We start from the raw sequence: 14,837 nt of genomic DNA on the forward strand, positions 1-14,837 counted from the left end.
GAAAAATGTACATTTTATTCTTTCAGCTGCAGTTCATCGTAGTCTGCGACCTCGATAGCCAATTCAATTTCTTTCCCTTCCCTTAACAGCTTAACTTTTACTTCCTCGCCCGGGCGTACTTCTGCCACCCGATCTAATACGTCCGTAACGCCCGTAACAGGCATTTGATTAATGGCAAGCATCACATCTGACGCTTTTACACCCGCTAAACTTGCTGGCCCACCGTCCATTACACCTGTGATCATAATGCCTTTTTGTGCTTCTAGGCCCCACAGTTTTGCCATCAAAGGGTTAACAGGGCCCCCGATCACCCCAATTGAGCCTCGGATAACTCGACCATCACGGATCAAGTTGTCCATGATCCTTTCGGCTAATAAATAAGGCACGGCAAAGCTAATACCATAACTGTCTAAAGTCTGTGTTACGTGGAATGCAGAGGTATTAATACCCACCATTTCACCACGACTGTTGATTAAGGCTCCACCTGAATTACCTCGATTGATAGCGGCATCGGTTTGTAAAAAGTCTTGTCGTCCTGTAGAGCTAATGCCAGTGCGACCGGTGGCGCTTATGATCCCCTGAGTCACTGTTTGACCGATGTTGTAGGGATTGCCAATGGCTAGTACCACATCGCCGACTTTGGGTGAATAAGTTGGGTTTTGCGGGATCACGGGCAAGTTTTCAGCTTCTATTTGCAGCACCGCTAAGTCGGTGATGGCATCACTGCCAATCATTTGAGCGGTGAGTAAGCGACCATCTTGCAAGGCAACCAGTACTTGATCTGCTTTTTCAACCACGTGCATGTTGGTTAAGATATAGCCTTTGTCACTCATGATAATGCCAGAGCCAAGGCCGGTAGGTCTAAGTTCAGGCTGGCTATTGATATTAGACCGCTGATAATCCTGAGAGTAGATGTTAACGACAGCGGGGGCCGCTCTACGTACTGCGCTGCTGTAACTCTCGACTTGTCTGCTGTAAGTTTCAATTTGCTCCGCAAATGGCAATTCATGATTATTGCGCAGTGGCGGGAAAAAAATAAGTAGAAACACAGCGATCAGTAAACCAATGCTAATGGACTTTATTAAATAGCTGAGAACAGAAGGCATTTTTAGTATTTACGTTAGGATAAAGATGCAGAATAACAAAAATGTAGCAAAAAAAAACGCCCACGTTGCGGGCGTTTGCTGAAAGTTACGCTATTTAGCGGATCACACGATATAAAGAAGCGTTGCCGCGCTTGATGTTGAGGGCAAGAACGGACGGCTTATCTTCGATAATCTTACGTAAGTCAGCCATATCTTTGGTGCGTAAACGGTTAATGCCGACAATCACATCGCCTTCTTCCAAGCCTGCTAACGCAGCGGGAGAGTTAGGGAGCACTTTGCTGATTAAGACACCTTGAACTTTATCTTTTGGATCGGTGCTACTTAAAGTTGCGCCTTCTAGCGCTGGGTGCAATGAATTAGCGGCGATATTGGAATCTTTGGCTTCTTGCAAAGTTACTTTGAAATCTTGTTCTTTGCCGTCGCGCACTAAAGTTAACGTGATCTCTTTGCCTGCGCCTAAGGTGGCGACTTTAGCGCGAAGTTCATTAAATGAACGGATTTTTTGTTGGTTGAGTTTAATGATGATGTCACCCGCTTGCAGCCCTGCTTCTTCTGCCGCGGAGTCAGCCATGACTTGATTAACAAAAGCGCCATGTTGGGTGTCATAGCCAAATGCTTCTGCTAGTTCGGGGGTAAGCTCTCCCCCCGTAATGCCTAATAGACCTCGGCGAACCTCACCAAACTCTAAAATCTGTGCTGACAGGTTTTTCACCATGTTAACAGGGATAGCGAAGCCAATGCCTATGTTACCGCCATTGGGGCCTAAAATAGCGGTATTAATGCCAATTAACTCGCCGCGCAGGTTAAGCAATGCACCGCCGGAGTTACCGCTATTAATTGCAGCATCGGTCTGGATGAAGTTTTCATAGTTCTCAATGTTTAAGCCACTACGACCGAGTGCACTCACAATGCCTGAAGTGACCGTTTGACCTAAACCAAAAGGGTTACCAATGGCAATGGTAAAGTCACCCACGCGTAGCTCATCAGAGTTGGCAAGCTTAATGGCAGTCAAGTTTTTGGCCTCTATCTGTAACAACGCGATATCGGTTTGCTGATCTTCACCAATTTTTTTTGCGGTGTATTCCTTACCGTTGTTTAGTGTGACTTTAATTTCATCAGCTTGATGGATCACATGATAGTTAGTAATCACATACCCTTTTTTGGCATCGATAATAACGCCAGATCCTAACCCCCTAAACGGTTGTTTAGCTCCTTCAGCTAAAGCATCTGGACCGAAAAAGTGACGAAAAGGTTCTGGTATGCTTTGCCGTGAAACTTTGGTGCCTGCAACGGAAATATTGACTACCGCAGGGCTGACTTCTTCAAGTAACGGGGCAAGGCTGGGCAGTTCTTGTCCTTGTATCGCCACCGGGTGAGCGGCCTGTGCTGATAAGCTACCAAAGGCTAAGGCAGTTGAAAGGGCAACAGCAGTAAAAATTGAAATCGGTTTTTTCATCTCGCTTGCTCTCCTAGAGTCAAAGTTACTCAATTTATACCTTTAATAGAGTCTAAAATTAACAACCTGTTCAGTTCTTTACAGTACTTTACCCAAGTTGACATTGCTTCACGCAAGGCACTTTTAAGGCACTTTTTCAGGCGACTTCTGTGTTATTTCCTCAACTTGACTAGGGTCTGTTTGGTTTTTTTCAAGATTAGCCGCGGTGGTATTTTCGATATCAGCGTTATCCGAATGTTGAGCAGATGTGTCACCTTCCTGTGCGTTTAGTTCAGTGGCTTTTGTTTCAAGTTCGTGGATGTCATTTGAGGTAGTGTCATCGACGCGTTTGTTACGTCTAAAAATTGAAATATTACGGTTAGCTTCTGCTTCAGGTAGCAGCTGTTCGGATTGCTGTGCCATATATTGATATAAGGTTTGATATTGGTTCGCGATGCTGTCCATTAAATCGGCTGTTTTAGCAAAGTGGGTCGATACTTGTTGCTGATATTTGCTTTGGTCGTTCGTTTGTTGTTTTATTTGCGCTTGGCATTTTTCCAATTGATGTTGGTAGTCATTCATTTTTTGTTGCTGGGAAGTAACCTGTTTTTCAAATTGGGCGGCTTGTTTATTACTCGGGAAGCGACGGCCAATCATAAAGCCAATAATAAGGGCGAAAATAAAAGTACTGATTAATGTAATTTCTGTCATATCTACTCCAACTCACTGAAAATACGTTTACACCATTGATATACCACAAAGCGCACGACATGGATCTTAACGTGACTTGAGTATATACCCAATCAAGCATCTCCAGGCTGATTGGGTATATACAAAGCGACCTAAACTGTTGCAATATTGTGATCGAGCGGTTTGCAACCGATTACGATGCGAAGCGCAAGTTTATACCTGATGAACCTGTATGGATATTAATAAAGCCTGTGACGCCATTACTCAAGTACCAAAGTGACTTAAAACAAGATGATTTCTTTTATGATGCCGCCCAAGAACAAGCTGTGTTCGCTCTTGAGCGCCTTTATCAAGATTTAATTAAGCCTACTCCGAGTGCTAAATCAGTGGGCTGGCTTGATAAGATTAAGCAAAAATTTCAGCCACCAGAGCCTGTTGAAACCATTAAGGGTTTATATTTTTGGGGCGGAGTAGGGCGAGGTAAAACTTATTTAGTCGATACATTTTTTGATTGTTTACCCTTTTCGCAAAAAATGCGAGTGCACTTTCACCGCTTTATGCATCGCGTGCATCAAGAGCTGGGTTTATTAAAAAACCAAGAAGATCCTTTGCTTATTATTGCTGATAAGTTATCTGCTGAAGCAAGAGTGATTTGCTTTGACGAGTTTTTTGTTTCTGATATCACTGATGCCATGTTGTTGGGCACCTTGTTCGAGGCTTTGTTTGAGCGTGGCGTGGTGTTGGTGGCGACTTCAAACATTATTCCTGACGAGCTGTATCGTAATGGCTTACAGCGTGCTCGTTTTTTACCTGCGATTAAACTGATCAATGAAAACTGTGAAATCGTCAACGTTGATAGCGGCATTGATTATCGTATGCGAACCTTAGAGCAGGCCGAAATCTACCACTCACCCCTTGATCAAAAAGCGGAAGAAAACCTCAACCGCTATTTTCAGCAACTTTCCTGCGAACCAAGGCAATATGAACACCATATAGAAGTACTTAATCGTCAGATTCCGGTGCGAGCAGAGGCTGATAGTGTACTGTTTATTGAGTTTTCTGCTTTATGTGTCAGCGCACGTAGTCAAGTTGACTACATTGAATTGTCGAAAATATATCACACCGTGTTATTGGCGAGTGTGACCGTCATGGGCGGTGACAGTGATGATGCCGCGCGGCGCTTTATTGCCATGGTCGATGAGTTTTATGAGCGTCATGTCACTTTGATCATTTCCGCGGAAGTGGCCATGGATAAACTTTACCAAGGTGGTCGCTTGAGTTTTGAGTTTCAACGTTGCCTTTCTCGGTTACAAGAAATGCAAAGTACGGAATATTTGGCTCGAGAGCATCTGGCATAAATATCTGTGGGCAAAATAGCAGCAAAAAAGGATGATTTCTAAAAAGCTTTTCCGTATAATCTTGCGACCCCCAGTTACAATCACCAACTTTGGTGGATTTGTTGGCACCAAGTGTTCGTATTCGAAGGGGTACGAAGGTGGTATTTAATCGCTACTTTGAATTAAGTAGTCATTTCGTAACATTTTTTAATTTTTGGGTAAGAGTTTAATGAAAACTTTTGTTGCAAAACCAGAGAGCGTTCAACGCGACTGGTATGTGGTAGATGCTGAAGGTAAAACTTTAGGTCGTTTAGCTACTGAAATCGCTTCTCGTTTACGCGGTAAGCATAAAGCAGAATACACTCCACACGTTGACACTGGTGATTACATCATCGTTGTAAACTGTGAGAAAATTGCCGTAACTGGTAATAAAGCTGCAGGTAAGATTTATCACTCTCACACTGGTTACCCAGGTGGTTTGAAATCTATCTCTTTCGAAAAGCTAATCGAAAAAGCGCCAGAGCGTGTTATTCAATCAGCTGTTAAAGGTATGTTGCCAAAAGGCCCTCTAGGCCGTGCAATGTTCCGTAAATTGAAAGTTTACGCGGGTTCTGAGCATCAACATTCGGCTCAACAACCACAAGTTTTAGACATCTAATACGGAATTCAGGCAAATGGCAAATCAATACTACGGCACTGGTCGTCGCAAAAGCTCTACTGCTCGCGTTTTCCTAAAAGCGGGTAGCGGTAATCTAACTATCAACGATCGTACTCTTGAAGAGTTCTTCGGTCGTGAAACGTCTCGCATGGTTGTTAATCAACCTCTTGAGCTAGTTCAACTAACTGATAAGTTTGATATCAAAGTTACAGTTAAAGGTGGTGGTACTACTGGTCAAGCGGGTGCAATCCGTCACGGTATCACTCGTGCACTTATGGAATACGACGAGACACTACGCGCTGAATTGCGTGCAGCTGGCTTCGTAACTCGTGATGCACGTAAAGTTGAACGTAAGAAAGTGGGTCTACACAAAGCGCGTAAGCGTCCACAATTCTCAAAACGTTAATTTTCGTTTATCGAGTATGCAAAACCCGGCTTATGTCGGGTTTTTTTGTTTTAGGGTGATTGATCTTTCTGGCTGCTATTTCGTTAAATTGTAAACAAACGTGGCAAGTCTCAGAATTGGATGCTGAAAAAATGTTAAAGACATTATCAGCTTGTCAAATTGCGCCTATTTCTTTAGAATTCACACGATTTTTCTGTGACAATTGTACCGACCCCGTAATGCAGAAATCTGCTTAAACGCTAGAATTGATTTACCGCAAGGGAAATAATAATAATCGCGGAGTCCGTAGGGAGAGTTTTTGGATGAGCAATGCGCCTGTGAATACTGGCCGACGTATGTTTCTTACTGCGACAACAGCTGTTGTCGGAGCGGTAGGAGCTGCGGGAGTCGCCGTGCCATTTATCAAATCATGGAACCCGAGTGCAAAAGCCAAAGCGGCTGGTGCACCGGTGGAAGTGGATGTAAGTAAAATAGAGCCCGGCCAACTAATTCGTGTTGAATGGCAGGGAAAACCTGTTTGGGTTGTTTCCCGTACAGATGCTGCAATGAAAGATCTTGCAGCTCACGATGACAAATTACGAGATCCTAATTCCGAGGAACCTCAACAGCCTGATTATGCGACTAACCCCGCACGTTCAATCAGACCTGATATATTTGTTGCTGTAGGTATTTGTACCCACTTAGGCTGTTCGCCAACTTATTTACCCGACGGTTTTGGTGAATTGGTTGAAGGCGTTAAAAGTGGATTCTTCTGTCCGTGTCACGGCTCTAAGTTTGACATGGCAGGACGAGTGTTTCAAAACGTACCAGCGCCGTTGAACTTAGTGATACCTCCTTATCATTTCAAAGATGATAATACCGTACTTGTGGGTGTATCAGAGGGAGATGCATAATGATTAAAGGACTAGTGACAGGTGTTATCGATTGGGTAGATGCACGCATCCCCATGACAGACACTTGGAATAAACATTTAGCCCAATACCCAACCCCAATTAACTTTAACTTCTGGTACTTCTTTGGCTCGTTGGCCATGTTGGTACTAGTGAACCAAATTCTTACCGGGATTTGGTTAACGATGAACTACAACCCTTCTGCTGAAGGTGCGTTTGCTTCAATCGAATACATCATGCGTGATGTCGAATACGGCTGGTTGTTGCGTTACATGCACTCAACGGGCGCGTCATTCTTCTTTATCGTTGTTTACCTGCATATGTTCCGCGGCCTAATTTATGGTTCATACCAAAAGCCACGTGAGCTGATCTGGGTATTCGGTATGCTGATCTTCCTTGTGCTAATGGCCGAAGCCTTCATGGGGTACTTACTGCCATGGGGCCAAATGTCATTCTGGGGGGCGCAAGTTATTATCTCGCTGTTTGGCGCCATTCCAATTATTGGTGATGACCTAACGCAGTGGATCCGTGGTGACTTTGTTATATCGGGAGCAACCCTAACGCGTTTCTTCGCGCTGCATGTGGTCGCTTTACCGCTAGTACTTGTGGTCTTAGTGTTCTTGCACATTGTCGCATTACATGAAGTGGGCTCGAATAACCCTGAAGGTATTGAGATTAAGAAGAAAAAAGGCTCAGTTCCAGAAAGTGAACTAAGTCCATTCAAATACCACAAGCAATTTTCTGGTAAAAAAGACATTGTTGATGCCGCACCTTTCTTCCCATACTTTGTGGTAAAAGATGTGGTAGGCGTAGCAGTATTCTTATTCCTATTTGCCGGCGTCATATTCTTTTGGCCTGAAGGCGGCGGCTATTTTCTTGAGCCACCAAACTTTGAGCCAGCAAATGGCCTTAAAACGCCTGCGCATATTGCACCGGTTTGGTACTACACGCCATTCTACGCGATACTACGTGCAATCCCTGATAAGTTAATTGGTGTGATTGTATTTGGTAGTTCTGTGTTGATTCTTGTGTTCTTACCTTGGTTTGACCGTTGTAAGGTTCGTTCAATTCGCTACCGTAGTACACTACATAAGCTGAATATTACACAGTTCACTATTTGTTTTATCGTGTTAGGTATTTTGGGTGCGTTACCAGCAACACCGCTTTACACTTTGATCTCTCAAATATGTTCATTTGGTTATTTCGCCTTCTTTGCCTTGCTGTTTATTTACAGTAAGAATGAGAAATGTAAGCCAGTGCCAGAGAGGATCACCAAATAATGAAAAAGTTACTTATTACTTTATTTGCTCTGTTGCCTAGCTTAGTGTTTGCAGCAGGTCCGAGTATTCCTCTGGATAAAGCAAACTATGATTTAACGGATAAAGCATCGCTGCAAAACGGTGCTAAACTGTTTATCAATTATTGTTTAGGTTGCCACACCATGGGCTATCAACGTTATGAGCGTGTTGCAAATGACTTAGATATTCCTGACGACCTGATGTTAGATAATTTAATGTTCACCGATCAAAAAATTGGTGACTTAATGACTAACTCAATGCATAAAAAACAAGCGTCTAAATGGTTTGGTGCTGCGCCACCGGATTTAACCTTGGTTGCTCGTGTACGCGGCGCTGATTGGTTGTATACTTACTTACGTTCGTTCTATGCCGATCCTAGACGACCATTTGGCGTGAATAACACCGTTTTTCCTGATGTGGGTATGCCTCATGTGCTGGAAGAATTACAAGGTGTGCCAAATGCGGTATTCGAGACTGAGATGGTTGATGGGGTTGAGCATAAAACCTTAGTTTCAATCGAAGCTGATGGCAGCGGTGAACTTAGTAAAGATGAATATAACCAAGCTGTGTTAGATATGGTAAACTTCTTGGTCTATTCGGGTGAACCGATGCGTGTTGAGCGTGAACGCTTAGGGATATTTGTCCTTGGCTTTATCTTTATCTTCTTCATTATTGCTTACTTGCTGAAGAAAGAGTTCTGGCGCGACGTCCATCATTAGACGAATCGATAATAAAATGTGTTATTAATGGCAATGGGGGTTTAACCCTCATTGCCTTTTTATGTTTTTGAAGAGTTGGAGGATTAAATGGCAGTTGCTGCTAATAAACGCTCTGTGATGACCCTATTTTCAGGTGCATCCGATTTATACAGTCATCAGGTTCGCATTGTGCTGGCTGAAAAAGGCGTCAGTGTCGAAATCACGCAGGTTGATCCAGACAATTTACCGACTGAACTGGTGGAGCTTAATCCATACAATTCAGTTCCTACTCTGATAGACCGTGAACTGATTCTTTATGAATCACACATTATCATGGAATACCTTGATGAACGTTTTCCTCATCCACCACTAATGCCTGTTTACCCGGTTGCTCGTGGTAACAGTCGTCTCATGATGCATCGCATTAAAAATGATTGGTACACCTTAGTTGAACTAATCATGAAAGGCAATGCTGAGCAAGCCCAAGCGGCACGTGCAAAATTGAAAGAGTCACTAACAACAATTGCACCTGTGTTTGATGAGATGGACTACTTCATGAGTGAAGAGTTCACCTTGGTTGATTGTTACATGGCACCGCTATTATGGCGTTTACCGGAACTGGGTATCGAGTTAAATGGCCCAGCGATGAAAGGCTTGAAAGGCTATATGATCCGTATTTTTGATCGTGAGTCATTCCAAGCGGCTTTAACAGAGACAGAGCGCGATATTCGCGTACTTATCTAATATGAGTGAAATGACACCTAATCGCCCTTACCTACTGAGGGCATTTTTTGACTGGATCTTAGATAATGACATGACCCCTCACTTAGTGGTCAGTGCATTTCTACCTCACGTAAACGTGCCAGAGCAGTTTATTAAAGATGGCAAGATTGTCTTAAATATTGCTCCGGGAGCGGTGACAGCTTTTGAAATGGATAAAGAGGCCGTTAGTTTTAATGCGCGTTTTTCAGGCTCACCGTTTCAAGTATACATTCCTATGTATGCGGTAGAAGCGATTTATGCGCGTGAAAATGGCGCTGGAACCATGTTTCCTGCGGAGCCTTTTTACGAGGCTCAGTTAGCGGAAGAGGCGCCAACAGAGCCGTCAGCGCCAAGTTCCTCTCGCAAGGGAAAGCCGGGTCTACGTGTTGTGAAATAAAAAAAACCGCTGAAAAGCGGTTTTTTTATATGTGCCACCACCATTAGGCTATTCGGCAACGTATTCAAACACCTTCACTACACGCTTCACGCCTTTAACGTGACGGGCAATTTCCACTGCTTTTTGGGCTTCTTTCTCGGTGACCAGACCAATTAGAAAGACTTCGGCATCTTCAGTAACGACTTTGATCTTTAATGTATTAATTTCTGGATCGTCTAAGATTAGCGACTTAGTTTTAGTGGTGATCCAAGTATCCGATGTCTGCCTGCCTAAACCGATAGGGTTATTCAGTCTTAGTTCGTTAAATACCCGGCGAACACCGGATATATCAGCGACAATTTTTTCAGCCTGATTTTGGTACTCGGCTGTTGGCGTTTGCCCTACGAGTAATACATTGCCATTATTTGCGATGCTTGAGATGCGGGATGCTTTATACAAGGCTTCATTTTTGGCCAGAAGGTGGGCCGCTTTTAGCTCTATATTTTGATCATCAAGCTGAGTGCCCACACTGCGGCGATCATTAGCGACAACGGCGGTCGTTGCAGCGCCTGCAACAAATAGACCGGCACAGCCTTGTAATAAAGTCAGGCTAGCGATTAAAGCAATACTTAAGTGTTTCTTCATCATGTTAATGCTCAACTGTCGGTGGAAAATAAAGTTTGGTCGATCAAATCACTAATACAATTTAATACAAACAAATGCATTTCTTCGATACGACAACCCTTAGGAGAAGGGGTTCTAATCTCAACATCTGTTTCACTCAATAGTCCGGCCATTTCGCCACCATCACCGCCGGTCAATGCAACTATTTTCATGTCACGGCTAACCGCAGCTTCCACTGCTTTGATAACATTTCGACTGTTTCCCCCATGGGAGATAGCTAAAAGTATATCGCCACCTTGCGCTAACGCACGGACCTGTTTAGCATAAATTTCGTCAAAATGGGTGTCAGTGGCAATTGCCGAAATTAAGGTTGAGTCGGGCGTGATGGAAATCGCCGGTAAACTGGGTCGCTCGGTTTCAAATTTATTCAATAAATGTGAAGCAAAAATCTGTGCCAATGCGGCATTACCACCATTGCCACATACAATGATTTTATTGCCACTCAGTAAGCTGTGCACCATCATCAATGCCGCTTTTTCTATGTATTCAGGCAGGGCTTCAGCCGCGGCAATCTTAGTTTGAATGCTTTCGGTAAAGTTTTCTTTTATTTTGTCGCGCACCTTAAATTACTCCTGAAATGCGTTTTGTAACCAAATGGGGGCTTGTTGTGACTCAAAGGCGACCACATCAAAGCGGCAATAAACCTCAAAGGGCCGCTGCATTAGATAAGACTTAGCCGCTTTGATGATGCGTCGCTGTTTGCTTCTTGTTACAGAGGCAAGTGCGCCGCCAAATTCAGCACCAGCACGATAGCGAACTTCGACAAAGACTAAGGTATCACCATGCTGCATGATGAGGTCGATTTCACCAAATCGACTGGTGTAATTTTTACAGACAAGGCTTAGGCCTGCACTGATCAAAAAGTCGCAGGCCTGTTGCTCATATTGATCGCCAGTTTGGCGTTTAATAATTGCTCTCATCTGTTGGTACAGATTCATCTATTGTATCGGGAGCTTCAATTAAAACCTCTTCATCAAAGCTGATGCGGCTTTCGTCATCTAACAAAGGGTTCGAGCTGCTATTGTCATTCACTGATTTGGCGGTGCCATACTGGCCAGTATCTTGGCTGATCGTTAAAGGTGATACGAGTATGCGCTCACCATTCTCATAGCTGGCCCACGCGAGGTAATTATCAATAAAGGCATCGCCATCTAAGCGTAGCGTACCTGACAAACCTTGAACTTGATAATTAGGATCCGCGCGTAATGCTGCAAGTTCAGGGATAAGATGCCAAGCATCGATGCCCATCGCATAGAAACGTAAGTCATCTAAATTGCGATCAGGCCAAAGCATTTTTGCTTCGGTTAATACTGGGTTATCCGGTTCGAGTATAACGGGAAGATCACTATAAAGGACGCCTTTTAAGTCTTGTTTTTCTGAATGATTCATATTTTCTGGGTGGCTGCGCGCGCCAGAATAGATTTGAATCGGTGGTAAACGCGGGTCAACCGTGACATCTAAGAATGGCTTAAACATACGCAGCTCAATAGGTTGAGCGACCACGTAAAAGGCATCTATGTCTTGGCGATGATGGGTGTTGCTTTTAACATCAAAAGCCACTTGTTGCTTAACGCGATTACTGCGACCTTTGCTCAGTTCGCCATGCATTAAGCTGGGCACAAATTTTTGCAGTTGATTGCGATTCAAAAAGTAATGGATTTCTGGCGTATTGCCCGTGAGCTGTTGCCATTTATCACTAAATGCGGTTGCCATACGCGCACCAAAACTGCCCTTGGCTGCGACCACTACCGGGTAGGTTCGGCCATCATCAAACATCTTTTGCGCTGTTTGCTCTGCTTCCCCTTCTGGCGAAAGAGAGAAGAAAAACTGCTGATTGTTCTGACGAATACCTTCAACACGATTAAGCGCAAGCATCGGCAACTCGGTATTCAAATTAACCAGACTTTCTACGTTGCTTTTTAATAGTGGCCCAACAATAAAATTACTGCCTTGATTTAATGCGGTTTGGTATAAACTTGCCATGTCGGAGGCATTGGTATCATAAAAATTAACCACCGAAATAGAGTTGCTATCGGTATAAGCCTTGAGCATCCCATCACGAACGGCTTGGCCCTGAACTTCATATTTTCCCGTTAATGGTAAGAAGACGGCAACGTTATCAGTAGTAAGAGGTTGCGAATTGAAATCTTGTAGTAGGGCGGTTGGCAAATATAGCGATCCCGGATGCGCCACAAACTGACTTTGCCAGAAAGCCACTTGTTGTTTCAGTACGTCAGGCTGAATGCTGTATTGCTTACTAATCAGGCCTAGCTCTAACCAAGCGAGAATATTACTATCCACTGTTTGTTGTGACAGTTCACGCAATTGATCCTGATTATGGCGCGCCATTAATTGCCAAATGGTGTCATTATTGGCTTGGATTTGCTCGGCGCTGGTTAGATACTCTCCAAGTTGCATTTGACTGAACATCGCCGCGGTGATTTGACCTTGTTCTTGTTCAGCGCGACCTTTTAGTGTGAGGTAGCTTGGCCAAGCAGATTGATCTAAATATTGGGTATCTATTTGTCTTAGTTGTGCCAAAGTGCGATCGGTATTACCTTCGCCAGCAAAGCTTTGCGCCTGAATAAGGTTTTTTTCTGCCAGCTGTTTCGGTGACAGAGGCTGCTTTTCGAGCTGTTGTAATACCGCAAGGGCCTGTTGAGTATGGCCACCTGAAAGAAAAGAACGGGCCGCAAGTAATTGCCAGTTAACGTTATTAGCCCCGACAGTCTTGGTCGCTTGTTCTAAGTAGTAGTCTGAGGTAGCCGTTAATGGCGCCATGACCGCAGGCGGCGTGAGTTCACTGGCTGTCTTGGATTGGTCTGTACTGGTACAGGCGCTTAATACAAGAAGAGTCGTTAAACAAAGGCTGGTGCGTGTTACACTAAAAGACTTAAAAAAAGGGTTCAAAACCATTAGCTCACTTTCCACTATAAATGTGCGCATAGTTTAATCGTCTGATGTTTTTTTAACAATGATTGCAACGATAACAGTGGGAATTTATTCATGTTTGCTTGTTTTTAATGGGTTTACTCATAGCTGAATAAACGTGATTAAAGCAAACAGCAATAAAAACAATCGCGAACGGGCTGCAGCGCTCAAAGGATTAACCAATAAAATGTTAGAAACATCTACTCTATTTATCGTGCCAACCCCGATTGGCAATATTCAAGATATTACCGAGCGCGCCATTGCCGTGTTAAATCAAGTTGATTTAATTGCCGCAGAAGATACTCGCCACACTGCTAAGCTACTTAACCATTATCAAATCAGTAAACCTTGCTTTGCACTGCATGATCATAATGAGCAACAAAAATCAGCCACCTTAATTGCTAAAATGCAACAGGGGCAGAATATTGCGCTCGTCTCAGATGCTGGAACACCGTTGATCAGCGATCCGGGTTATCATTTAGTCAATGATTGTCGCGCTGCGGGGATTAAAGTGGTGCCCTTGCCTGGCCCATGTGCTGCTATCACTGCGTTAAGCGCATCTGGCTTGCCTTCAGATCGATTTTCTTTTGAAGGTTTTTTGCCGGCCAAAGATAAAGCAAAAACAGATACCTTAACGGCGCTATTGGAAGAGCCTCGAACGATGATTTTCTACGAATCACCGCGCCGTGTGCTCGATACGGTAGAGAAAATCATTAGCGTGATGGGGCCTGATAAGAAAATAGTATTGGCACGAGAGTTAAGTAAAACCTTTGAAACCATTCATGGTGGCCCTGCAGGTGAAGTATTGCCTTGGCTATTAGAAGATGAAAACCGTCGTCGCGGTGAGTTTGTGCTATTAATAGCGGGTTTTAAAGCCGATCCCAATGCGTTATCGCAAGCGGTACTGCAAACCTTAACCTTATTAAGCAAAGAGCTCCCACTGAAAAAGGCAGCCGCTCTTACTGCTGAGATCCATCAAGTAAAGAAAAATGCTTTATATAAGTGGGGACTTGAACACTTGTAACTGCGACAGCATTCCAGCTGTTGGCTTGGCATTGCTATTTGTCAGACACCCCGCTATAATCCGCGCCCTGAGTTGACTAGACCGTCGTCGCTTATTTATTTTCGAATAAATGAGGGGAGGAAAGTCCGGGCTCCACAGGGCAGGGTGCCAGCTAACGGCTGGGAGGCGCGAGCCTACGACAAGTGCAGCAGAGAGCAAACCGCCTAAGCGCGTAAGCGCCGGTAAGGGTGAAAGGGTGCGGTAAGAGCGCACCGCGCAGCTGGTAACAGTTTGTGGCAGGGTAAACTCCACCCGGAGCAAGACCAAATAGGCTTCCTTAAGGTATGGCCCATATCGGAAGCGGGTAGGTTGCTTGAGCCAGTGAGTGATTGCTGGCCTAGACGAATGACGGTTCACGACAGAACCCGGCTTATCGGTCAACTCACCAAATTCAGCCAGGTAGATGAAAATCTACCTGGCTTTTTTTGTGGCTAAAAAATGCTTGAAAATCAACGGCACTCAATTCTAAGTCCTTGTTGAAGATGAATTATTTTTCACAAAGT

16 protein-coding genes and 1 other RNA gene are annotated in these 14,837 nt (G+C 44.1%); 10 read left to right on the forward strand and 7 right to left on the reverse strand.

The genetic code is table 11. The features are described from left to right. Nucleotides 1–14 precede the first annotated feature (14 nt). The 3 genes from degS to K6Y31_RS14805 all read right to left on the reverse strand — a co-directional run bounded on the left by degS (nt 15) and on the right by K6Y31_RS14805 (nt 3,252). Nucleotides 15–1,106 carry an outer membrane-stress sensor serine endopeptidase DegS gene (degS, locus tag K6Y31_RS14795; RefSeq protein ID WP_233053730.1) on the reverse strand — a complete coding sequence of 364 codons (1,092 nt, stop codon included), beginning with the start codon at nt 1,104–1,106 and terminating at the stop codon, nt 15–17. Nucleotides 1,107–1,200: 94 nt separating this feature from the next. Then, on the reverse strand, nt 1,201–2,562 hold the full coding sequence (locus K6Y31_RS14800; RefSeq protein ID WP_233053731.1) for a Do family serine endopeptidase: 1,362 nt from the start codon (nt 2,560–2,562) through the stop codon (nt 1,201–1,203). A 123-nt stretch (nt 2,563–2,685) separates the two neighbouring features. Further along, nucleotides 2,686–3,252, reverse strand: a complete 567-nt coding sequence (locus K6Y31_RS14805; RefSeq protein ID WP_233053732.1) for a Z-ring associated ZapG family protein — start codon at nt 3,250–3,252, stop codon at nt 2,686–2,688. 230 nt (nt 3,253–3,482) lie between these two features. On the opposite strand from K6Y31_RS14805, the gene zapE reads away from it, so the two are divergent. From zapE to K6Y31_RS14845, 8 genes are all read left to right on the forward strand, one after another. Then, a complete protein-coding gene (gene zapE, locus K6Y31_RS14810) occupies nt 3,483–4,589 on the forward strand; it encodes a cell division protein ZapE (protein ID WP_233053763.1) in 1,107 nt (368 codons plus the stop codon). 208 nt (nt 4,590–4,797) lie between these two features. Further along, complete coding sequence (rplM, locus tag K6Y31_RS14815) at nt 4,798–5,226, forward strand: 50S ribosomal protein L13 (protein WP_232799922.1); 429 nt, start codon at nt 4,798–4,800, stop codon at nt 5,224–5,226. A 16-nt stretch (nt 5,227–5,242) separates the two neighbouring features. Then, nucleotides 5,243–5,632, forward strand: coding sequence for a 30S ribosomal protein S9 (gene rpsI, locus K6Y31_RS14820; protein WP_232799921.1), 390 nt, complete (start codon nt 5,243–5,245; stop codon nt 5,630–5,632). A gap of 302 nt (nt 5,633–5,934) precedes the next feature. Continuing rightward, nucleotides 5,935–6,525 carry a ubiquinol-cytochrome c reductase iron-sulfur subunit gene (gene petA / locus K6Y31_RS14825; RefSeq protein ID WP_233053733.1) on the forward strand — a complete coding sequence of 197 codons (591 nt, stop codon included), beginning with the start codon at nt 5,935–5,937 and terminating at the stop codon, nt 6,523–6,525. After that, a complete protein-coding gene (locus K6Y31_RS14830) occupies nt 6,525–7,802 on the forward strand; it encodes a cytochrome b (RefSeq protein ID WP_233053734.1) in 1,278 nt (425 codons plus the stop codon). The genes petA and K6Y31_RS14830 overlap by 1 nt, the downstream gene beginning before the upstream one ends. Beyond that, complete coding sequence (locus tag K6Y31_RS14835) at nt 7,802–8,539, forward strand: cytochrome c1 (protein WP_233053735.1); 738 nt, start codon at nt 7,802–7,804, stop codon at nt 8,537–8,539. The genes K6Y31_RS14830 and K6Y31_RS14835 overlap by 1 nt, the downstream gene beginning before the upstream one ends. Nucleotides 8,540–8,626: 87 nt before the next feature. Continuing rightward, on the forward strand, nt 8,627–9,262 hold the full coding sequence (gene sspA / locus K6Y31_RS14840) for a stringent starvation protein SspA (protein WP_233053736.1): 636 nt from the start codon (nt 8,627–8,629) through the stop codon (nt 9,260–9,262). 10 nt (nt 9,263–9,272) lie between these two features. Beyond that, the gene (locus K6Y31_RS14845; RefSeq protein ID WP_233053737.1) at nt 9,273–9,677 is read left to right on the forward strand and encodes a ClpXP protease specificity-enhancing factor; all 405 of its coding nucleotides are present in this window, start codon (nt 9,273–9,275) and stop codon (nt 9,675–9,677) included. Nucleotides 9,678–9,725: 48 nt separating this feature from the next. Here the strand turns inward: K6Y31_RS14845 and dolP are convergent, their stop codons facing one another. The 4 genes from dolP to K6Y31_RS14865 are packed head-to-tail and all read right to left on the reverse strand — an operon-like array spanning nt 9,726 to nt 13,286. Then, nucleotides 9,726–10,304 carry a division/outer membrane stress-associated lipid-binding lipoprotein gene (dolP, locus tag K6Y31_RS14850; protein ID WP_233053738.1) on the reverse strand — a complete coding sequence of 193 codons (579 nt, stop codon included), beginning with the start codon at nt 10,302–10,304 and terminating at the stop codon, nt 9,726–9,728. A gap of 8 nt (nt 10,305–10,312) precedes the next feature. Beyond that, entirely contained in the window at nt 10,313–10,900 is a 588-nt protein-coding gene (locus tag K6Y31_RS14855) for an SIS domain-containing protein (protein ID WP_233053739.1), read from the reverse strand. 6 nt (nt 10,901–10,906) lie between these two features. Beyond that, the gene (locus K6Y31_RS14860; RefSeq protein WP_233053740.1) at nt 10,907–11,260 is read right to left on the reverse strand and encodes a YraN family protein; all 354 of its coding nucleotides are present in this window, start codon (nt 11,258–11,260) and stop codon (nt 10,907–10,909) included. Then, nucleotides 11,244–13,286: a penicillin-binding protein activator gene (locus K6Y31_RS14865; RefSeq protein WP_233053741.1), complete on the reverse strand. Its 2,043-nt coding sequence runs from the start codon at nt 13,284–13,286 to the stop codon at nt 11,244–11,246. The genes K6Y31_RS14860 and K6Y31_RS14865 overlap by 17 nt, the downstream gene beginning before the upstream one ends. Before the next feature lie 172 nt (nt 13,287–13,458). Here K6Y31_RS14865 and rsmI point away from each other — a divergent pair, with 172 nt between their 5' ends. Continuing rightward, on the forward strand, nt 13,459–14,295 hold the full coding sequence (gene rsmI, locus K6Y31_RS14870) for a 16S rRNA (cytidine(1402)-2'-O)-methyltransferase (RefSeq protein ID WP_233053742.1): 837 nt from the start codon (nt 13,459–13,461) through the stop codon (nt 14,293–14,295). A 68-nt stretch (nt 14,296–14,363) separates the two neighbouring features. Then, nucleotides 14,364–14,723, forward strand: an RNA gene (gene rnpB / locus K6Y31_RS14875) — RNase P RNA component class A. The last annotated feature ends 114 nt before the right edge of the window (nt 14,724–14,837 follow it).

Source organism: Motilimonas cestriensis (assembly GCF_021295315.1).
GTDB classification, from domain to species: Bacteria; Pseudomonadota; Gammaproteobacteria; order Enterobacterales; family CBDFNC01; genus Motilimonas; species Motilimonas cestriensis.